General features: G+C 63.6%; 18 protein-coding genes. 9 read left to right on the top strand and 9 right to left on the bottom strand.

Annotated elements, in window-relative coordinates:
* Positions 1 to 648: 648 nt before the first annotated feature.
* Entirely contained in the window at positions 649 to 1,095 is a 447-nt protein-coding gene (locus CO656_RS10870; RefSeq protein WP_097525761.1) for a hypothetical protein, read from the top strand.
* Positions 1,096 to 1,170: 75 nt separating this feature from the next.
* Here CO656_RS10870 and CO656_RS10865 read toward each other — a convergent pair whose 3' ends face one another.
* From CO656_RS10865 to pcaD, 5 genes are all read right to left on the bottom strand, one after another.
* On the bottom strand, positions 1,171 to 2,226 hold the full coding sequence (locus CO656_RS10865; RefSeq protein WP_097525760.1) for a 3-carboxy-cis,cis-muconate cycloisomerase: 1,056 nt from the start codon (positions 2,224 to 2,226) through the stop codon (positions 1,171 to 1,173).
* 79 nt (positions 2,227 to 2,305) lie between these two features.
* The gene (pcaG, locus tag CO656_RS10860; RefSeq protein ID WP_097525759.1) at positions 2,306 to 2,920 is read right to left on the bottom strand and encodes a protocatechuate 3,4-dioxygenase subunit alpha; all 615 of its coding nucleotides are present in this window, start codon (positions 2,918 to 2,920) and stop codon (positions 2,306 to 2,308) included.
* 11 nt (positions 2,921 to 2,931) lie between these two features.
* Positions 2,932 to 3,681: a protocatechuate 3,4-dioxygenase subunit beta gene (pcaH, locus tag CO656_RS10855; RefSeq protein ID WP_097525758.1), complete on the bottom strand. Its 750-nt coding sequence runs from the start codon at positions 3,679 to 3,681 to the stop codon at positions 2,932 to 2,934.
* 2 nt (positions 3,682 to 3,683) lie between these two features.
* Positions 3,684 to 4,091, bottom strand: coding sequence for a 4-carboxymuconolactone decarboxylase (gene pcaC / locus CO656_RS10850; RefSeq protein WP_097525757.1), 408 nt, complete (start codon positions 4,089 to 4,091; stop codon positions 3,684 to 3,686).
* Positions 4,088 to 4,906 carry a 3-oxoadipate enol-lactonase gene (gene pcaD / locus CO656_RS10845; protein ID WP_097525756.1) on the bottom strand — a complete coding sequence of 273 codons (819 nt, stop codon included), beginning with the start codon at positions 4,904 to 4,906 and terminating at the stop codon, positions 4,088 to 4,090. The genes pcaC and pcaD overlap by 4 nt, the downstream gene beginning before the upstream one ends.
* A 92-nt stretch (positions 4,907 to 4,998) precedes the next feature.
* Between pcaD and pcaQ the strand changes: the two genes are divergently transcribed.
* Positions 4,999 to 5,925, top strand: coding sequence for a pca operon transcription factor PcaQ (gene pcaQ, locus CO656_RS10840; protein ID WP_097525755.1), 927 nt, complete (start codon positions 4,999 to 5,001; stop codon positions 5,923 to 5,925).
* 441 nt (positions 5,926 to 6,366) lie between these two features.
* Here the strand turns inward: pcaQ and ggt are convergent, their stop codons facing one another.
* Both ggt and CO656_RS10830 read right to left on the bottom strand, forming a co-directional pair.
* Complete coding sequence (gene ggt / locus CO656_RS10835; protein WP_097525754.1) at positions 6,367 to 8,109, bottom strand: gamma-glutamyltransferase; 1,743 nt, start codon at positions 8,107 to 8,109, stop codon at positions 6,367 to 6,369.
* 82 nt (positions 8,110 to 8,191) lie between these two features.
* Positions 8,192 to 8,854 (bottom strand): sulfite oxidase-like oxidoreductase, encoded by a 663-nt coding sequence (locus CO656_RS10830; protein ID WP_037418822.1) that lies wholly within the window; start codon positions 8,852 to 8,854, stop codon positions 8,192 to 8,194.
* Positions 8,855 to 9,286: 432 nt separating this feature from the next.
* Here CO656_RS10830 and CO656_RS10825 point away from each other — a divergent pair, with 432 nt between their 5' ends.
* Genes CO656_RS10825 through CO656_RS10815 form a run of 3 tightly spaced genes read left to right on the top strand, consistent with a single transcriptional unit; the run spans position 9,287 to position 13,025 of the window.
* Positions 9,287 to 10,372 (top strand): glycosyltransferase, encoded by a 1,086-nt coding sequence (locus CO656_RS10825; protein ID WP_037418819.1) that lies wholly within the window; start codon positions 9,287 to 9,289, stop codon positions 10,370 to 10,372.
* A gap of 11 nt (positions 10,373 to 10,383) precedes the next feature.
* A complete protein-coding gene (locus tag CO656_RS10820) occupies positions 10,384 to 11,565 on the top strand; it encodes a glycosyltransferase (RefSeq protein WP_097525753.1) in 1,182 nt (393 codons plus the stop codon).
* Entirely contained in the window at positions 11,562 to 13,025 is a 1,464-nt protein-coding gene (locus CO656_RS10815; protein WP_097525752.1) for a lipopolysaccharide biosynthesis protein, read from the top strand. The genes CO656_RS10820 and CO656_RS10815 overlap by 4 nt, the downstream gene beginning before the upstream one ends.
* Here CO656_RS10815 and CO656_RS10810 read toward each other — a convergent pair.
* Positions 12,960 to 14,303, bottom strand: a complete 1,344-nt coding sequence (locus CO656_RS10810) for a polysaccharide pyruvyl transferase family protein (RefSeq protein WP_037418810.1) — start codon at positions 14,301 to 14,303, stop codon at positions 12,960 to 12,962. The two genes, CO656_RS10815 and CO656_RS10810, sit on opposite strands and share 66 nt — an antisense overlap.
* A 346-nt stretch (positions 14,304 to 14,649) precedes the next feature.
* Between CO656_RS10810 and CO656_RS10805 the strand changes: the two genes are divergently transcribed.
* Positions 14,650 to 14,883, top strand: coding sequence for a hypothetical protein (locus CO656_RS10805; RefSeq protein ID WP_103452603.1), 234 nt, complete (start codon positions 14,650 to 14,652; stop codon positions 14,881 to 14,883).
* Positions 14,884 to 14,978: 95 nt separating this feature from the next.
* Here CO656_RS10805 and CO656_RS10800 read toward each other — a convergent pair whose 3' ends face one another.
* Positions 14,979 to 15,734 (bottom strand): IclR family transcriptional regulator, encoded by a 756-nt coding sequence (locus CO656_RS10800; protein WP_097525750.1) that lies wholly within the window; start codon positions 15,732 to 15,734, stop codon positions 14,979 to 14,981.
* 180 nt (positions 15,735 to 15,914) lie between these two features.
* Between CO656_RS10800 and CO656_RS10795 the strand changes: the two genes are divergently transcribed.
* From CO656_RS10795 to pcaF, 3 genes are read left to right on the top strand one after another with little or no spacing between them, the layout of a single operon-like run.
* Entirely contained in the window at positions 15,915 to 16,775 is an 861-nt protein-coding gene (locus CO656_RS10795; protein ID WP_037418804.1) for a CoA transferase subunit A, read from the top strand.
* A 10-nt stretch (positions 16,776 to 16,785) separates the two neighbouring features.
* On the top strand, positions 16,786 to 17,577 hold the full coding sequence (locus CO656_RS10790) for a CoA-transferase subunit beta (protein WP_097525749.1): 792 nt from the start codon (positions 16,786 to 16,788) through the stop codon (positions 17,575 to 17,577).
* Positions 17,577 to 18,779, top strand: a complete 1,203-nt coding sequence (gene pcaF / locus CO656_RS10785) for a 3-oxoadipyl-CoA thiolase (protein WP_097525748.1) — start codon at positions 17,577 to 17,579, stop codon at positions 18,777 to 18,779. The genes CO656_RS10790 and pcaF overlap by 1 nt, the downstream gene beginning before the upstream one ends.
* The last annotated feature ends 23 nt before the right edge of the window (positions 18,780 to 18,802 follow it).

Here is an 18,802-nt window from a genome sequence, read left to right as displayed (position 1 = left end):
AATGAACGCGCGGCGCTCTAGAGGCGGAATCCAATCCGATTGGAACGGCGTGATACCCCGCTCTGCCCTGCCGGGCCATCTCCCCCACAAGGGGGGAGATCGGCCAAAACGAATGTCCCGCCCATCGAATATCCATGCATGGAAATTTGCAGGTGCCTTGATTTCGGCAAACGTAGGATGGCGTGGGGCAGAACGCCGTTTCCAGCCAATCTCCCCCTTGTGGGGGAGATGCCGGGGAGGGCAGAGGGGGTGTCTGCGACCGCAGCAACGATTCAACCGGATCGGCGTTTGCTCTAAGAATTTTGGCCGGCGGGCAACGCCTTGAACGGACGGCACGCCTGAAATATTACAGATAGTTCATGAACGCCGGTCGGCACCATAGTTACTGGGGGGACATCGACCTACAGAACATTTATTCCCTTAATAGTTTCTCGCCATTTTACGCTGCACCCGTCCGGAATTGGACAAAACTATGTCAAAGAATGCTAGCAGAACTTTATTTATTGTTAATGTGACTTACGCCGTCTCCTGGCCTATTCCTTTACTCGAGGCTGAATACTGCCGGCGATCGAAAGGGTCGCGACACGACGGTATGAGACAGCCCCGGTCGGAAGCGCTCCGCTTCCTCAAGTTCAAGGAGACGCAAAGATGCGCTCGCTCATCAAGACATCCGCAATCGCCGCCCTCACTCTCTCGCTCGCCATAGGCGGCGCCTTCGCTGCCGGGCGGCAGGAAGGTCCAAACTCAACCGGTCCCGAGAACGGCGACTATTACCGGGGCATATTCGGCAACGACGACGTAGCCCCGCCCGCCTCGGACGCCCGGCCGATGACCTCCGCCATCGTCGTTCAGCAGCCGCGGCTTGCCGCGATCCTCCACGAACTTCGCGCCGCCAATCATCGCATGGATGCGGAGCGCGCCTCCGGCAAGCTGAGTTCCGTCGCCTTCAACAGGCTGCGCCGCGAGGAGAGCAACATCCGCGCCGACGCAACCGAGGTGGCGGCGATGCATAACGGCAGGATACCGGGCCCGTCCTATGCCCAATTGCAGAAGGACGTCCGCCGGCTCGACTGGCAAATTGCCCGGTCGGCGTGACCGTCCGACACCGCTCAAGTCTCGCCACTAGTAGCCGGGCCGCTTCGCAGGAAGCGGCCCGGACCTTTTTGACAATCAGGCGGCGCCGAGGCGCTTGATATTGCCGGCAAGTTCCGCGGCAAGGCTCAGTGCGGCCGCGGTCGCGCCGACGATCTGCGGCAGGAGCAGCCATTCGAGCGTCCAGGCGGAACCGGAACGCTCCTGCTCATGCACCATCGCCTGGTGGATGCCCGAGATTTGCGTGGCATTGAAGCGCGCCAGCGTCACCAGCACTTCGGCGGCGACCGGGTTCTGCTTGTGCGACATGGCAGAGGACGAGCCGCCGCCGGCCAGCACGATCTCGTCGCCCGTTTGCGCCATCAGGGCGATGTCCTGGCCGAACTTGCCGAGACTGCCGGTGATCAGCGAAAGAAGGTGGGCGAAATCGGCGATCGCAGCGCGCTGGCTGTGCCATTGCGGACAGTCGATCAGCGCCAGTTCCTCCGCCAGCGTCGCGCGGACCGCATCCGCCTTGTCCTTGAGTTTGTCGAGCGTGCCGGCGGCACCGCCGAATTGCACGGCGAACAGGTCGATATCCATCGCGTCGAGCCGGTCCTGGTGGTCGAGCAGCGGCTCGATCCAGCTCCGCATCCGGTCCGTTACGGTGATTGGAATGGCCGCCTGCATGCGGGTGCGGCCCATCAGCGGACGCTCGCCCCATTGCTGGACGCCCTCCTCCAGTATCGTGACAATCTCGCCGAGACGGCCGGAGAAGAGCTCGCCGATCGCCTTCAGGCGTAGCATCAGGCTGGTGTCGACGACATCCTGGCTGGTGGCGCCATAGTGCACATATTCCGCTGTCTCTTCGCCGACGGCGCGCCGCAATTGACGGACCAGCTCCGGCACGGCGACGCCGTCGGTAGCCATTCCGCGCCGCAAGGCCGCAACATCCGGGGAGAAGGCGCGGCATGCCTCGGTAATCCGGTCGGCGGCCGCATGCGGGACCACTCCGTGCTGCGCTTCGGCCCGCGCCAGAGCCGCCTCGAAGGCGAGCATGGCGCGGATATCCGCGGCCGCGGAAAACTCAGCCGCTACCGCTTCGTCACCAAGCAGGCCGGACAGATAGGGGTGATCAAAGGCCGAGTAGGTCATTCCACGTCTCCTGGATCTGGCTTCCCCTGAACCAGGGGAGCCGACAAGCGCGCGGCAACGCGGGATGAGTCGCCAATGATCAGATATCCAGGAAGACCGTCTCCTTCTCCCCCTGGAGATGAATGTCGAAAACATAATTAGGCGCCTGGCCGCCGGCGACAAGCGTTTCAGCGCGATGGCGATGCTCGATCCGCTGAAGCAGCGGATCCTCGGCGTTCGCCGCCGCCTCGTCCGGGAAATACATCCGCGTGTGCAGCCCGATATTGATGCCGCGCGCCACGATCCAGACGCTCATGTGCGGCGCCATCAGGCGGCCGTCCCTGAACGGGACGCGGCCGGGCTTGACGGTCTCGAAAATGAAGGTGCCGTCCTCGGCGCTCGTCGGAGAGCGGCCCCAGCCGGTGAAATTTGGGTCGGCGGCGCCGCGCAGTTCCGAAGGAGAATTGTAGAGGCCCGCGGCATCCGCCTGCCAGATTTCGATCAGCGCGTCCTTGAGCGGCGCGCCGGCGCCGTCGATTACCCGCCCGGTCACGGCGATGCGTTGCCCAAGCGTCTTGTCATTGACCATTACCGATCCAAGGTCGCTTTCGAACACACCGGAAATGCCGCCGAAATTGGGCGTGAGGCCGATGTGGACGTAAGGCCCGGCCGTTTGCGAGGCGGTTTCCTTCAGGTAGCCCAGATTCTGAACCATCGTTCCCTCCCTCAATTGCCTTCCGGCCGGTTCTCGAAGAACGTCGAGCGGCGACCGCGCAGCACGATGTCGAATTTATAGGCCCGTGCATCCATCGGGATGGTATTCGCCCAATCGAGCGGCGCGATCAATTGCTCGATCGCCCGCCGGTCGGGGATTGTGCCGACGATCGGACATTTCCAGATCATCGGATCGCCTTCAAAGTACATCTGGGTGATCAGCCGCTGGGCAAAGCCGTGGCCGAAGACCGAAAAATGGATATGGGCCGGACGCCAGTCGTTGACGCCGTTCGGCCAGGGATAGGCTCCCGGCCTGATTGTGCGGAAGCAATAATAGCCGTTCTCGTCGGTGATCGCCCGGCCGCAGCCGCCGAAATTCGGGTCGAGGGGCGCAAGATAGCTTTCCTTCTTGTGCCGGTAGCGCCCGCCAGCATTGGCCTGCCAGAACTCGAGCAGCGCGCCGGGCACCGCCCGGCCGCGCTCGTCCAGCACCCGCCCATGCACGATGATCCGCTCGCCGATGGCGCTTTCGCCGGGTTTGGCGAAGTTGTGGATCAGGTCGTTGTCGAGTTCGCCGAGCATCGAATGGCCGAAGACCGGACCCGTGATCTCGGAGATCGTATTGTCCAGCGAAAGCAGTGGCTTGCGCGGCGACCGCAGCACCGAGGTTTTGTAGCCGGGGGCGAAGGCCGGCGGGTGCCAATCCCGGTCGCGCTGGAAGAAAGCGCCGGTTTCCGGCCTGCGATTTTCTGTCTCGGACATCGTCACTCCCCCCTCGCCCTTGCGGCATCCATCTCGGCGAACACCCGCTTGGCGATCTTGATGGCGTGGTTGGCGGCCGGGACGCCCGCATAGATCGCCACATGCAGCAGCGCCTCGCGGATGTCCTCGCGGGTCGCCCCGGTATTGGCCGTGGCGCGGACATGCATCGCCACCTCCTCGTCCTGGCCGAGCGCGGCGAGCAGCGCGATGGTGACGATCGACCGCTCGCGCTTGGTCAGGGCCGGGCGCGACCAGACATGGCCCCAGGCCGCCTCGGTGATCAGGTCCTGGAACGGCTGGTCGAATTCCGTCGTCGCCGATTGGGCGCGGTCGACATGGCTGTCGCCGAGAACGGCGCGGCGCGTCGCCATGCCCTGGCGATAACGGTCGGAGGCGGAGCTGTCGATCATCGGGCTTTACTCATCGGATTGTCTCCAGGCAGGGAGATGAAAAAGTCACGGAGCGTCGCGGCCAGCGCCTCCGGCTGCTCGACGCAGGGTATATGCCCGGCGTCGCGGATCACCTCGAAGCGCGCCCCGGGGATGAGCCCGGCCGTCGAGCGCACCAGATCGGGCGGCGTCGAACCGTCCTGATCGCCGACGACGCAGAGCACGGGCACGGAAATCTTTCCGGCCGCTTCGGTGTAGTCGGCATCTCGGATTGCCGCGCAGGTGCCGACGTATCCCGGCGCCGGCTGGCGGATCAGCATGTTGCGGTAACAGGCAAAGGAGACGTTTTCAGGCCGGCGGAAGGCCGGCGTGAACCAGCGCTCGAGCACCGCGTCGGCGACCGCCTCGATGCCATGCGCCTCGATCGCCGCGATGCGGGCGTCCCACATCTCGGTCGTGCCGATCTTGTGCGCCGTATCGGCAAGCACGAGCGCCCGCACCAGATCCGGCCGGCGCTGGTAGAGCGATTGCGCGATCAGGCCGCCGACCGAGAGACCGCAGATGATGGCGCGCTTGACTTGGAGGCGGTCGAGCAGACCCGCAAGGTCGGTCGCATGATCCTCGATCGCATAGGGCACCTGGCCGATATCCGAGAGGCCATGGCCGCGCTTGTCGTAGAGGACGACGGCGAACGCATCAGAGAGGCGCGGCACGAGGTCGTCCCAGATGCGAAAATCCGTGCCGAGCGAATTGATGAAGACGAGGACCGGCTTCTCGGCAACGGCGCCGACCAACCGATAGTGGATGGCAATGTCGTTAATACGGGTGAATTGCACGATAAGTCTCCTCCCCACCAAATTGGCGATTTCATCTGGTTAGGTAAAATGATATTTTGCGCCGATCCATTAACTCCTGAGTTATATTTCCGATGATCGACGCGCGCATCAAGTTTCGCCATCTGCAGACTTTTGTCGAGGTCGCGCGCCAGAAGAGCGTCGTGAAGGCCGCCGATCTCTTGAACGTCACGCAGCCGGCGGTCACCAAGACGATCCGCGAGCTGGAGGAGGTGCTGGGCGTCTCGGTTTTCGAGCGCGACGGGCGCGGCATCAAGATCACCCGCTACGGCGAGGTCTTCCTGCGCCATGCCGGCGCGGCGCTGACGGCGCTTCGGCAGGGCCTCGATTCCGTCTCGCAGGAGCGCTCCGGCGACGGACCGCCGATCCGCGTCGGGGCGCTGCCGACGGTATCGACGCGCATCATGCCGCGGGCGATCGCGCTCTTTCTCGAGGAGAAGACCAACGCCCGGCTCAAGATCGTCACCGGCGAGAATGCGGTGCTCCTGGAGCAGCTCCGCGTCGGCGATCTCGACCTCGTCGTCGGCCGGCTCGCCGCGCCCGACCGGATGACCGGTTTCTCCTTCGAGCATCTTTATTCCGAGCAGGTGGTCTTCGCCGTGCGCGCCGGCCATCCGCTGCTGTCTGGCAAGCAGTCGGTCTTCGCGCATCTCGGCGACTATCCAGTGCTAATGCCGACCCGCGCCTCGATCATCCGGCCGTTCGTCGAGCGCTTCCTGATCGCCAACGGCATTGCCGGCCTGCCGAACCAGATCGAAACCGTCTCCGATTCCTTCGGCCGCGCCTTCGTTCGTTCGAGCGACGCCATCTGGATCATTTCGAACGGCGTCGTCGCCACCGACATCGACGACGGGCTGCTGACGGCGCTGCCGATCGACACCAGCGAGACGAAGGGACCGGTGGGCCTCACCATGCGCACCGACGCGATCCCGTCGCTGCCGCTGTCGATCCTGATGCAGACGATCCGCGAGGCCGCCGAGGCGGTGGCCCCGAGGATGTAACGCACTATGGGGCACCACAATCAACGGTGCTTCTCGCAATCTCCAGTCCCTCACTCAGAGAAATGTCTGGTGATTTGGTGCGTCGGACGTTTGGCCTCTCGTCTACTGCACTTAGTCGGGCCTCAATCGCGGGATCCTCGTCTTCCGTCATACGATAAACCGCGACTTTTGCACCGCGCCTGCCGCGGCGGTTCGATTGCGCTTGGAAAAGCGGAATGCCTTGCATTTGAACTTGTTGTTCTCGCCAGGATCCATCTTGTCAATCGCGCTTAGGAACAAGCCGTTATCGCGAGGTGGCGCCCTTGTTCCTCGAATCTTTTGGTCACTCATGATTTCTCTCGTGGCGAAGCGCTCCCGCGAAACACGGAGGGAGCCGCGGGTCGTCTTCCCGTTGTGGCGAGCATGGCGGCCAGAGGGGTTCAGCCCCAATGAGAGCAGGCCCTAATACCCCCTCGCCGCGCCGGCGCCGATGCGGCTGTCGGCGGCGCCGTTGTAGCGCGCGCCGCCGCCAGCGGCGATCTCGGCGAGACTCTCGCCGCCGACGAGTATGCCGGTCGCCTGGCCCCAGATGGTCCAATTCTTGTCGATCTCGACGTCATGGCCCATCGCCGAGAGCAGCTTCAGCGTGTCGGGCGAAAGCGCGTAGGGCTCCATGAACACCTTGTCGGGCAGCCATTGGTGATGAAGGCGCGGCGCGTCGACCGCCTCCTGGATGTTCATGCCGTGGTCGATGACATTGAGGATCGCTTCCAGCGTGATGGTGATGATCCGTGCGCCGCCGGGGCTGCCGATCACCATGAAGGGCTTGCCATCCTTGGAGATGATCGTCGGACTCATCGAGGAGAGCGGCGTCTTGCCGGGAGCGATGGCGTTCGCCTCGCCCTGCACGAGACCGTAGAGATTCGGCGCGCCGGGCTTGGCGGTGAAGTCGTCCATCTCGTTGTTGAGCAGGATGCCGGTTCCGGGCGCGACGACGCCTGCGCCGAACGAGCCGTTCAGCGTATAGGTGACGGCAACCGCATTGCCCTCGACGTCGATGATCGAATAGTGGGTCGTCTCCTTGCTCTCGCCGAAGCCCTCGGGCATCAACGCCTCTGAGGTACCGGCCTTGAACGGATCGATCTTGTCGCGGATTTCCTTCGCATAGGCCTTGTCGGTCAGCTTGGAGATGGGGTTGTCGACGAAGTCCGGATCACCGAGCGCGGTGTTGCGATCGACATAGGCATGGCGCATCGCCTCGATCATCGCATGCACCGTCTCGGCCGAGCCGTAGCCGAGATAGGAGAGCGGATAGCCTTCGAGGATGTTGAGGATTTCGCAGATGATCACGCCGCCCGAGGAAGGCGGCGGCGAGGAGACGATGTCGTAGCCGCGGTAGTTGCACTTCACCGGCTCGAGCTCGCGCACTTGATATTGCTCGAAATCCTTCTTGGCGAGGATGCCGCCCTTTTCCGCGCTCGCCTTGACGATCGCGTCGGCGATCGCACCCTTGTAGAAGGCGTCCGGCCCTTTCTCGGCAATGCTTGTAAGCGAAGTAGCAAGATCAGCCTGGATGAGCTTGTCGCCCATCTCGAACGGTTTTCCCGCTTTCAGAAAGATCGCCGCGGCTGCCGGATCCTTGGCCAGCCTTTCGGTCCTGCCGTCGAAAGTATCGACATCGCCCTGCTCGAGCTGAAAACCTTCGCGCGCCAGCGTAATCGCCGGCTCGATCAGCTCCTTCAGCGGCCGCGTGCCGTAGCGGCTGCGGGCGAATTCGAAGCCGGCCACCGGACCCGGCACGCCGACGGCAAGATAGCCGTCGGTGCTCAGGCCTTTGACAAGCTCGCCCTTGTCATCCTGGTACATGGTCTTGGTGGCGGCGAGCGGCGCGCGCTCGCGGAAATCCAGAAACGTCGTCCTGCCGTCCTTGAAGCGGATCGTCATGAAGCCGCCGCCGCCGATATTGCCGGCGGTCGGATAGACGACGGCGAGCGCATAGCCGACGGCGACCGCCGCATCGACGGCATTGCCGCCCTTCTTCAGGACCTCGACGCCGATGTCGGAGGCAAGATGCTGGGCGGTCACTACCATGCCGTGCTCGGCCTTGACGGGCTCGGGCGAGGCGGCGCCAGCCATCTGCGGCAAGGCCGTACTGCATGCGATGAACAAGGCGAAGGACAGGCTCGTCAAGGCGGAATTGCGCATGCTCTCCTCCTGGGCGGAATTCGCTTCTCGAACCGTGGACTGTAGCATCAAGGATAAAGACGGATAGTCGGGGATTCTCGCCTCAATCGCCGGAATAGCGCTCCTCGCGCCAGGGATCGCCGCGCATATGATAGCCGTTCTTCTCCCAGAAGCCGGCTGTGTCGCGGCTGCGAAAATCGATGCGCGACAGCCATTTGGCGCTTTTCCAGAGATAGAGATGCGGAACGACGAGACGCATCGGCCCGCCATGCGGGCGCGTGATCGGCGCGCCTTGCCAGGTCGTCGCAAGAATAGCATCTTCGGCGGCGAAATCGGCGAGCGGCAGGTTGGTTGAATAGCCGTCGAAGCTCGTCAGCATTACATACTCCGCCTCCGGCTTGGGCATCACCCGGTCTAACAGGTCGCGCGTCGCGACACCCTGCCAGCGATTGTCGTAGCGCGACCACGTCGTCACGCAATGGATGTCGGAGAGACTCTCGCTTTGAGGCATCGACTGGAAGTCCGCCCAGTCGAGCGAAACCGGATTTTCCACCGCACCCGTCACGTCGAGTCGCCAGTTTTCCAGCGCGATGTGCGGCTGCTGCCCAAGGTCCAGGACGGGCCATTCCTTGACGAGATGCTGACCGGGCGGGAGGCGATCGGCCCCGGGTCGAGCAATCCGGCCAGTCAGGAACTTGCCGTCCGCCGCCCAGCGCCGCTTGGTGGATGTCAACTTCGTCTCCGGTACCGGTTCGTCGTCCACCATGATTCACCCGTCTCGTTTTGGTCTTGGAAACTGATTTGAGGCCCGGACAGCCGGCGCGTCAAGCGAGCGGATCCGACCAAAACAAGGCGTACGTCTTTCGGACTAGCCCAGAAGGATGAGGCTCAGTTGACTATCAGAACGCGCCATGACAGTCTTTGTTGCAGTGCAGCAATGCTGCGCGCTTTCACACGGTCACCCTGCTCGGTGGAGGATCACACTCTTGCGGCTGGATGAACACGGATTCGGGCTGCCTCTTCCGGTCTGCCCAGCCGCTTGGGCCAGCCTCATGCGCTCTAAATCGCAGGTTGCGCCGGCCCATGGACGGCCGACCCAACAATTGCCGTCATTCTGGAGTTGATGCGTTCACCCTCACCCGATCGGGTGACGCGCCAATCGGTTACGACGAAACGTCTCTATGAAGGAGAACAGCGTATGAAGGTTCTGTTTGCCGGCGGAAACGGTTACTATCCCGAATTCAGCGGCGGCGTTCAGTCGAGCACCCACCACCTGGTTCAGCAATTGCGCGAGCGCGGCCATGAGGCCGGCGTGCTCGCCGCGTTGTTCGGCGACGGCATGTTTGGCTTCAAGCAGCGCGTCAAGCTTAAGTTGTCCGGCGAACGCGGCGTCATGGACAGCTTTCCCGGCTATCCGGTCGTGCGTGCCTGGCACCCCTGGGAAGCGGCGGCCTTTGCGGTGAAGAAGCTGCAGCCCGACGTCGCCGTTGTGCAGTGCCACAAATCCGTGCCCATCGGCAAGGCGCTGCAGGCGCACAACGTCCCGCTGGTGATCTATCTTAGAAACGTCGAGTTCCACGAGCTCGCCGGCGATCTGCGCGAACTGACCTCCGCCTATTACATCGCCAATTCGGAATTCACCGCCCGGGCCTATAAGCAGAAATTCGGCATCGATTCGGTGGTTATTCCGCCGACGATCAATCCCGAAACCTACACGACCCGCACGACCGGCGAATATGTGACCTTCATCAATCCCTATAAGGAGAAGGGCTTCGAGCTGGCGGTCCGAATCGCCGAGCACTGCCCGGACATTCCCTTCCTGTTCGTCGAAAGCTGGAAGCTTTCCGATGATCATCGGGCGGAAATCGAGAAGATCATCGCGCCCCTGAAGAATGTCCGGCTAGAAAGCCGCACCAGCGACATGAAGACCGTCTATGGCCGGACGAAAATCCTGCTTGCGCCGAGCAAGTGGGAAGAGGCCTGGGGACGGGTTGCGTCCGAGGCCCATTGCAGCGGCATTCCGGTGGTCGGATCGCGGCGCGGCGGCTTGCCGGAGGCGATCGGCGAAGGCGGCATCGTGCTCGACTATGACGCGCCGCTCGAGGATTGGACCGGCGCCATCCGCAGGCTCTGGAGCGACGACAAAGAATATCAGCGCCTGTCGCAGGCCGCATCCGCCTTCGCCAAGCGGCCGCTGATGCAGCCAGACAGGCAATTCGCGGCCTTCCTGGAACTGCTCGAACGCGCCGCCGCGAGCCGCCCTGCCCAGCTCAAGGCCTCCTGAGACCGCCCGGCATGCGCGTCGGATTCGTCGTCGGTCAGTTTCCGATGCTTTCGGAAACGTTTGTCATCGGCCAAATGGCCGGCCTGTTGCGGCGCGGCTTTCAGGTCGAGGTCGTCTGCAACGGTATTTCGGATTACAATTTTGCGGATCGCCGGCAGGAGCCGCTTGCGACGCTCTTGGCTCGCACGCGCGACTGGTGGGGTGCGGCGTCGCGCCTCCGTCCGGCCATCGGGCGACTGCCGCCGAAGCTCCGCGACAAGGCCTCCACCGCGCTCGACATGTCCTCGGTCGCCCGATTGAACGCATGCGACGTGATCGTCGCCCATTTCGGCCACAACGGCGCCCGCGCCGCGCGGCTTAAGAAATGGAAGCGGCTAACGCCGCCGATCGTGACGATTTTCCACGGTTATGACGTCGGCGTTCCTCTCAAGGAGCGGGGCCTCGGCCGCTATGACGACCTGTTTCAGCACGGCGCGCTCAACCTGACGGTAAACGACTATTTTCGCCGCGTGCTGATCGAGGCGGGGGCGCCGGAGGCCAAGGTCGCCGTCCACCATATGGGCATCGACCTCAAGAAGATCCCCTATGAATGGAAATCCTGGTGCGGCGCGACGGTGCAATTGATTTCGGTCTGCCGGCTGGCCGAGAAGAAGGGCATCGAATTCGCGCTCCGGGCGCTCGGCAGGCTGCGCAGCACCGCCCCCGCACTCGACTGGCGCTATACGATCATCGGCGATGGTCCGCTGCGGCCGGAACTCGAGGCGCTCGCCGCCGAACTCGGAATTGCCAGCCAGGTTTCCTTCCTCGGCAGTCTCCCCCATCAGGACGTCAAGCAATGGCTGCGGCGATCGCATGCCTTCGTGCTGCCGAGCGTCACCGCCGAAAACGGCGATGTCGAGGGGATACCGGTGGCACTGATGGAGGCGATGGCGGCCGGGCTGACGGTGGTCAGCTCCACCCATTCGGGTATCCCCGAACTGATCGAGGACGGGAAGACCGGCTTTCTCGCCGCCGAAAGGGGTGTCGAGACGCTGGCGGACCGGCTGCGCTTCATCGCCGAGCACCCGGACGAATGCGAGATCATTGCCCGGGACGCCCGCAGGAAGGTCGAAGCCGAGTTCGACATGCAGGCGCTCGACGATGATTTTGCGCGGATTCTCAGCCGGTTCCCCCAAACGAGGCTTGTCGCTTGAACAAGGAAAACCTTCAGGTCGGCCGCGTCGCCCTTCGCGGCGGGTTGGTGACGGGCGGCGCTCAAATTCTGCGCATGGTCATCCAGTTCGTCTCAGTCGTGGTGCTCGCCCGGCTGCTGGCGCCGGAGGATTTCGGTCTCGTCGCTTCCGTGAGCCCGATTGTCGCCTTCGTCGGGCTGTTCCAGAATCTCGGCCTGCAGCAGGCCGTCATCCAGCGCAAGGAGATCGGCGAGAAAGAGCTCAACCAGGTCTTCTGGATCAGCACCCTCGTCGGCCTTCTCTGCACCCTTGTGGTCGTTGCCCTTTCCCCCGCCATTGCCGCCTTTTATGGCGACCAGCGGATGACGGCGATCGCGATTGCCGCGGCGCTGCCGCTGCTGCTCGGCAGCCTCGCGGCCCTGCCGCTCGCCTTGATGAACCGGCATTTGAAGTTCGGCCAGCTGGCGCTCAACGATGTCTATGCCGCAGTCGTCGGCCTCCTCGTCACCGCCGCTGCGGCCTATTTCGGCATGGGCTACTGGTCGCTGGTGATCGGCCCGGCGGCCTCGGCCGCCGTGGCACTTCTCGCCGCGTGGGGGGCGACGCGATGGATGCCCGCCCGGCCGGCCTTCCGGATCGACCGTGAGATCATCTCCTTCGGCGCCAATCTCACCGGCTTCAACCTCGTCAATTTCTTCTCGCGCAATCTCGACAACATCCTGATCGGCAAGTTCTCCGGACCGGTCGAGCTCGGCTATTACGACCGCGCCTACAAGCTTCTGCTCTTTCCGCTGCAAAACATCACCCAGCCCCTGTCGCGGGTGATGATCCCGCTGATGAGCCGTATACAGGAGGACAAGCCGCAGTTCCGCGACATCTATATGCGGACAAACTGGCTGCTGGCTGCAGTGACCATGCCGGGCATTGCGGCGCTGACCTGCGCCGCCGAGCCGACCGTCAGCCTCCTCTTCGGTGCGCAATGGCTGCCGGTCGCGCCGATCTTCGCCTGGCTCGGGGTCGCCAGCCTGATGCAGCCGGTTTCGAGCACCACCGGCTGGATCTTCATCTGCCAGGGCGAGACGAAGACGATGTTCCGCTGGGGGATCTATTCGTCGCTGACGACCGTTCTTTCTTTCGTCGTCGGTCTGCAATGGGGTGCGATCGGGGTGGCAGCCGCCTATGCGATCAGCGGCTACCTTCTGCGGGTCCCGGTGCTTGCCTGGCTCTTGCAGCGGGTCGGGCCTGTCTCGGCGCGGGATTTCCTTTACGTCCAGGGCCTCTTCGTTCTTTCGGCGCTTATCGCCTGGTTCGGCTACCGGCTGCTGCCGACAGCCCTGACCGGTTCCTCGAACGTCGTCGCGCTGGCTCTGGCGATCTGCCTCAACTACGGGCTGGCGCTGCTCTTCGCGCTTGCCCTACGCGCGCCGCGCCAAGTCCTCTTCGAGATCCTGGCGAAGGGCCTGAACGCCGTTCGCCGATGAACCTGCCACCAGCGGACGGATGAGGTCCGCCGCCGACATCGCCGAGGCGTTCTCCTCGAGTACTGCCTTGAGGCTGACCGCGCGATAGCGGTCGAGGTCGCCGGCGAAGCGGTCGAGCTTGCCGAGTGCCTCCTCCGGGGTCACCGTGTCGATATCGAGCAGGACATCCTCGACGCCAATCCGCTTGGCGACTTCCTTGGTCTTGAACTCGTAGGCGATCGGCAGCACCGGGGTGCCGACGCAAAGCGACATGATCATCATGTGCATGCGCGTCGCCACGACGAAATCGAACTCCCTGGCGGTCGCCATCAGCTGTTCCGGCGTGTGGAACGCCGCGTCGACCGTGACGTGCTCGGCAATCTCGGGCGCGAGGCCGGAGACGATCAGCTTCGCCGTCTTCGAATCGTCATGGGCATATTCCGGCACGCCCTGGCAGGTCGAAATGAAAGTGACTTGCTTGCCGTGGTCGCGCACGAGCCTCGTCGCGATCTCGCGGATCGACTGGATATAGCGGTCCATGCCGCCGCCACCGCCCTGCACGTAGTGCCAGTGCCGCACGGATATGCCGACGCGGCCGGTCGGTGCCGGTCGGCCGATCGTCAAGAGCGCCTTGATCCGCTCCACGTCGGCGAGCGCAAAGACGGAATCGGCCACCACATGGCACTTCGACGGATCGTCGACGAGATCGAGGATGTGATCGCGCGAACGGACGTCGCGCAACAGGATCAGCGGGCTGCGGTTGAAAACCGGCGGCAGGTTGCGGCGGTTATAGGGCTTGGAAAAGGGGCCGAGCGACTGGGTGAAGAAGATCGTCTTCTTGCCGAGCATCTCGGCAAGCTTGAACTGGTTGATGCGCCGTTCGAGCGAATAGTTTTCGACGAGATAGGTGCCGCCGGTGGTGATCACCATATCGGCATCCTTGTAGAGCGCCAGGCTCTTGCGGTCCGCATCGCTGAAGAAACGCCGGTCGAGATAGTTGCCGCTGCCGAGATGGCGCAGCGCCTGAAACACCGCCTGGTTATAGACCTGCTTCAAGGCATTCTTGACGGTGTTGTCGTCGTATTTGTACTTGAAGATCGATTCCGACGGCAGCTTCCTGAGCTCGATGTCTGGATATTGCTCCTTCGGATAAAGCCGCGCCGCGACTTCCGGCTGGCTGTCGAACACCAGGAATTCCAGGTCCTCGTCCGTCACCGATTTCAGGATGTGCCTGATCGCCAGAAGAATGGCCGCGTCGCCGGTGTTCAAGCAGACGGTATTCTCGACTACAACTTTCATGGTCCGTCATCCCCGTGTGTAAAGCCGGCAGACATGGGAGAAATGTCGCCGACTTGCCGCTTGCAAGAGGTGTCGTCCGCATCCCACGGACAACCCGCAATAGCGTTCTGTAGCGAAGTTTTGGTGAATTCATGGCCGCGCGGGGGATTTTTGCCGCACTGCAGCATCGACGCAAATGATTGACGATGAGGCGGCATCGGAGCGCACATTTCGCCGGCAATACAGGGACTTTGGTCCGGCTCCGGGAGGCGCTTCCGCCGCCAAGGTCTGATCCGCTGCGACGTCGTTTGCCGTGCGGTTCGTTCCACACGTATAGCGGCAGTCCATTCGATGGGGATCTTCAGTCATGGCAGCGTTCGACGGCAGTTGGAAAGATCGTATGTCCGATTCCACTTGGAACGTGCTATCCAGTCCTCTCTCGATCGGGATCTATATTGCGGCCGCCATGCTGATTGCTGCCTTTGTCAGCGCAACGACCGGTGTTCCGCCCTACATCCTGGTAGCAGCGGCGGTTGTGCTGGTGTTATTCGTCGACCAGCCGAAAAGAATGGAAAGACTTAGAAAGCAACGCCGTCGATAATCTCAGCCGACGCCTCGCGAACAAAGGTTTCCAGACCCGCATCCATGATGGCCGCTCGCCTCCGGTCCCACTAAATGGACGCGACGCGATGCGATCTATTGCACCAGCGGCCGGAGTGCCGACTGCGTCTCCTTGAGCAGAGGCAAATACCGTTCCGCGAGTTCAGCCACCGCCACATGGGCGGCAGGCGCGCCGATATTGAGCGCGGCAACCACCTGCCCACGCGCGTTCATCAGCGGAACCGCGATCGAACACAGCCCGAGCTCCAGTTCCTGATCGATGATCGCATAGCCCTGCTCGCGAACCCTGCGGAGCTCCGCCATCAATTCCTCCGGATCAGTTTTCGTGCGCGGCGTGTTGGCTTTGAGTTCCGTGCGCGCCAGGATTTCGCGTGCCTCGCTCTCAGGGAGGGCAGCAAGCAGCACCCTTCCCATCGAGGCGCAATAGGCGGGCAGCCGTGAGCCGGGCATCAGGTTGATCGACATTACCCGGCGCTGCGAGGCGCGGGCGATGTAGACCACCTCGGTGCCGTCGAGGACGGAGGCCGAGGCGCTCTGCCCCGCCTTTTCCGCGAGCTGGTCGAGATGAGGCTGGACGATCGCCGGCAGCGGCGTCGCCGAGAGATAGGCGTGGCCGAGCCTTAGGACCCTCGGCGTGAGACCAAAGAATTTGCCGTCGTAATCCGCATAGCCGAGTTCCGATAGCGTCAGCAGCGAGCGCCGGACCGTGGCGCGGTCGAGGCCGGTGAGCTTCGATGCCTCGGCGATCGACAGTCGCGGCTGCGTCTCGCCGAAGGCCTCGATCACCTTCAAGCCGCGCGCAAAACCGCTGACGAAATCCGTTTCCCGCATAATTCTTCCCTCATTCAGATCAGCTGTAGTTTGTGCGATATGCGAACAAATGTCAAATATCGCACAAAATATTTGACGGTTGGCGGAAAGAGGCGCTTATTCCCCGGCAGTCGCCGCTGCCGGGCAACGGAGCTTGCCACTCGCAAGGTATTGCCGGCCGGCTAAGAGAGGAGGAGTTGCATGGCTCGCATAATGTCGCTCGCCGAGGCGGTGGCGGAGAATGTCCGCGACGGTGATACCGTCGCCATGGAGGGATTCACACACTTGATCCCCTATGCCGCCGGGCACGAGGTGATCCGCCAGGGTAGAAAGGATCTGTTCCTCGTCCGCATGACGCCGGACATTCTTTATGACCAGCTCATCGGTGTCGGTGCCGCGCGGGGCATGAAGTTCTCCTGGGGCGGCAATCCGGGCGTCGGCTCGCTGCACCGATTCCGCGATGCGGTCGAGAACCAATGGCCGCGGCCACTCGAGATCGAGGAGCACTCGCATGCGGCGATGGCGAACGCCTATGAGGCGGGCGCCGCAAACCTGCCCTTCGCCATGCTGCGCGGCTATATCGGCGCCGACCTGCCGAAGGTGAACCCGAACATCAAAAGCGTGACCTGCCCCTTCACCGGCGAAGTTCTGGCTGCAGTGCCGGCGATCCGGCCGGACGTGACGATCATCCACGCGCAGCGCGCGGACCGCAAAGGCAACGTCCTGCTCGAAGGCATCGTCGGCGTCCAGAAGGAGGCGGTGCTTGCCGCCAGGCGCTCGATCGTCACCGTCGAGGAGATCGTCGACGAACTTTCGCCGCCCTCTCCCAATTCCGTCGTACTGCCGACCTGGGCGGTGACGGCCGTCACCCATGTGCCGGGCGGCGCCTTCCCCTCCTACGCGCATGGCTACTATCCGCGGTCGAACGCCTTTTACATACGCTGGGACGAGATCGCACGAGACCGGGAGACGTTCACGGCCTGGATTAAGGAAAACGTGCTCGACGCTCGGCCCGAAGACTACGCCCGCCATGCCGCGAAGACTGCGGCCAAGGTCGCTTGAGGAGGCAAGGATGACGGATTTCACCCCCACTGAAATGATGACCATCGCCGCGGCGCGCGAACTTTCCAACGACGACGTCTGCTTCGTCGGCATCGGGGCGCCTTCGGCCGCCTGCAACGTCGCCCGGCTGACGCATGCGCCGGGCATCACGCTGATCTACGAGAGCGGCACCGTCGGCACAAAGCCGGACGTGCTGCCGCTGTCGATCGGCGACGGCGAGCTCTGCGATACCGCGCTCTTCACCGTCTCGGTTCCGGAAATGTTCCGCTATTGGCTACAGGGTGGCCGCATCACGACCGGCTTCCTCGGCGGTGCGCAGATCGACCGCTTCGCCAATCTCAACACCACCGTCGTCGGCCCCTACGACCACCCAAAGGTCCGCCTGCCGGGCGGCGGCGGCGCGCCGGAGATCGCCTCCAATTGCGGCCGCATCTTCATCACCATGGCGCTTTCGAAGCGCGGCTTCGTCGAGAAGCTCCCCTTCGTCACCTCGATGGGCCATGGCGAGGGCGGCAACACCCGCGAAAAACTCGGCCTGAAGACCAAGGGGCCAACGCGCGTCATCACTGATCTGTGCATCCTCGAGCCGGATTCGGAGACGAAGGAACTGACCGTCGTCTCGATCCATCCGGGCGTCAGCCGCGAGCGGATCGTCGAGAATTGCGCCTGGCCGATTAAATTCGCCGAGACCGTTATCGAAACCCCTGCGCCGACCGAGACGGAGCTCTCGGTGCTGCGCGACATCAACGCCCGCACCAAGAAGGCCCATGAGGGCACCGGGCCGGGCAAGGAGGCCGCCTGATGCGCGACACTTATATCTGCGATTACATTCGCACCCCGATCGGCCGCTTCGGCGGTTCGCTCTCCTCTGTGCGCCCCGACGACCTCGGCGCCATCCCGCTGAAGGCGCTTGCCGAGCGCAATGCTTCGGTCGACTGGGAGGCGGTCGATGACGTGATCTTCGGCTGCGCCAACCAGGCGGGCGAAGACAACCGCAATGTCGCGCGCATGTCGTCGCTTCTCGCCGGACTGCCGGTCGCCGTCCCCGGCACGACGATCAACCGGCTCTGCGGCTCCGGCATGGATGCGGTGATCGCAGCCGCCCGCGCCATCAAGGCCGGCGAGGCCGAACTGATGATCGCCGGCGGCGTCGAATCCATGTCGCGGGCGCCCTTCGTCCTGCCAAAGGCCGACAGCGCATTTTCGCGTCACGCCGAAATCCACGACACGACCATCGGCTGGCGCTTCGTCAACCCGCTGATGAAGGCGCAATACGGCGTCGATTCGATGCCGGAGACCGGCGAGAACGTTGCCGAAGATTTTAGAATCTCGCGCGAGGACCAGGACGCCTTTGCCGTGCGCAGCCAGGCAAAGGCTGCGGCCGCCCAGGCGAACGGCCGGCTCACCCGGGAGATCGTCGCCGTCACCATACCTCAGAAGAAGGGCGAGCCGCTCGTCGTCGACAGGGACGAGCATCCGCGCGCCACGACGATCGAAACGCTTGCCAAGCTGAAGGCGCCGTTCCGCGCCGGCGGCTCCGTCACCGCCGGCAATGCCTCCGGCGTCAATGACGGCGCGGCGGCACTGATCATCGCCTCAGAGGCGGCGGCAAGAAAACACGGCCTGAAGCCCATCGCCCGCATTCTCGGCGGCGCCACGGCCGGCGTGCCGCCACGCATCATGGGCATCGGTCCTTTGCCCGCCTCGCAGAAGCTGATGGCGCGGCTCGGCATGACGCAGGACCAGTTCGACGTCATCGAACTCAACGAGGCCTTCGCCAGCCAGGGGCTTGCCGTGCTGCGTGAACTCGGAATCGCCGACGACGACCCGCGCGTCAACCGCAACGGCGGCGCGATCGCGCTCGGCCACCCCCTCGGCATGTCGGGCGCCCGCATCACCGGCACCGCGGCGCTGGAGCTCGCCGAAACGGGCGGACGCTATTCGCTCTCCACCATGTGCATCGGCGTCGGCCAGGGCATCGCGGTAGCGCTGGAGCGGGTGTAGGCGACCTCGCTGCCTTAGCGGCA

It is taken from the genome of Sinorhizobium sp. FG01 (assembly GCF_002531875.1).
Classification (GTDB): domain Bacteria; phylum Pseudomonadota; class Alphaproteobacteria; order Rhizobiales; family Rhizobiaceae; genus Sinorhizobium; species Sinorhizobium fredii_C.
This window is presented reverse-complemented; position numbering and strand designations above follow the sequence as displayed.

Excerpts from the sequence above, each read along its gene's own strand:
- pcaQ (WP_097525755.1), top strand. The coding sequence starts at position 4,999 with ATGATCGACGCGCGCATCAAGTTTCGCCATCTGCAGACTTTTGTCGAG.
- pcaF (WP_097525748.1), top strand. The coding sequence starts at position 17,577 with ATGCGCGACACTTATATCTGCGATTACATTCGCACCCCGATCGGCCGC.
- CO656_RS10810 (WP_037418810.1), bottom strand. The coding sequence starts at position 14,303 with ATGAAAGTTGTAGTCGAGAATACCGTCTGCTTGAACACCGGCGACGCG.
- CO656_RS10795 (WP_037418804.1), top strand. The coding sequence starts at position 15,915 with ATGGCTCGCATAATGTCGCTCGCCGAGGCGGTGGCGGAGAATGTCCGC.
- CO656_RS10830 (WP_037418822.1), bottom strand. The coding sequence starts at position 8,854 with ATGGTGGACGACGAACCGGTACCGGAGACGAAGTTGACATCCACCAAG.
- CO656_RS10800 (WP_097525750.1), bottom strand. The coding sequence starts at position 15,734 with ATGCGGGAAACGGATTTCGTCAGCGGTTTTGCGCGCGGCTTGAAGGTG.
- CO656_RS10790 (WP_097525749.1), top strand. The coding sequence starts at position 16,786 with ATGACGGATTTCACCCCCACTGAAATGATGACCATCGCCGCGGCGCGC.
- pcaC (WP_097525757.1), bottom strand. The coding sequence starts at position 4,091 with ATGATCGACAGCTCCGCCTCCGACCGTTATCGCCAGGGCATGGCGACG.
- pcaH (WP_097525758.1), bottom strand. The coding sequence starts at position 3,681 with ATGTCCGAGACAGAAAATCGCAGGCCGGAAACCGGCGCTTTCTTCCAG.
- CO656_RS10805 (WP_103452603.1), top strand. The coding sequence starts at position 14,650 with ATGGCAGCGTTCGACGGCAGTTGGAAAGATCGTATGTCCGATTCCACT.
- CO656_RS10825 (WP_037418819.1), top strand. The coding sequence starts at position 9,287 with ATGAAGGTTCTGTTTGCCGGCGGAAACGGTTACTATCCCGAATTCAGC.
- CO656_RS10820 (WP_097525753.1), top strand. The coding sequence starts at position 10,384 with ATGCGCGTCGGATTCGTCGTCGGTCAGTTTCCGATGCTTTCGGAAACG.
- ggt (WP_097525754.1), bottom strand. The coding sequence starts at position 8,109 with ATGCGCAATTCCGCCTTGACGAGCCTGTCCTTCGCCTTGTTCATCGCA.
- CO656_RS10865 (WP_097525760.1), bottom strand. The coding sequence starts at position 2,226 with ATGACCTACTCGGCCTTTGATCACCCCTATCTGTCCGGCCTGCTTGGT.
- pcaG (WP_097525759.1), bottom strand. The coding sequence starts at position 2,920 with ATGGTTCAGAATCTGGGCTACCTGAAGGAAACCGCCTCGCAAACGGCC.
- CO656_RS10870 (WP_097525761.1), top strand. The coding sequence starts at position 649 with ATGCGCTCGCTCATCAAGACATCCGCAATCGCCGCCCTCACTCTCTCG.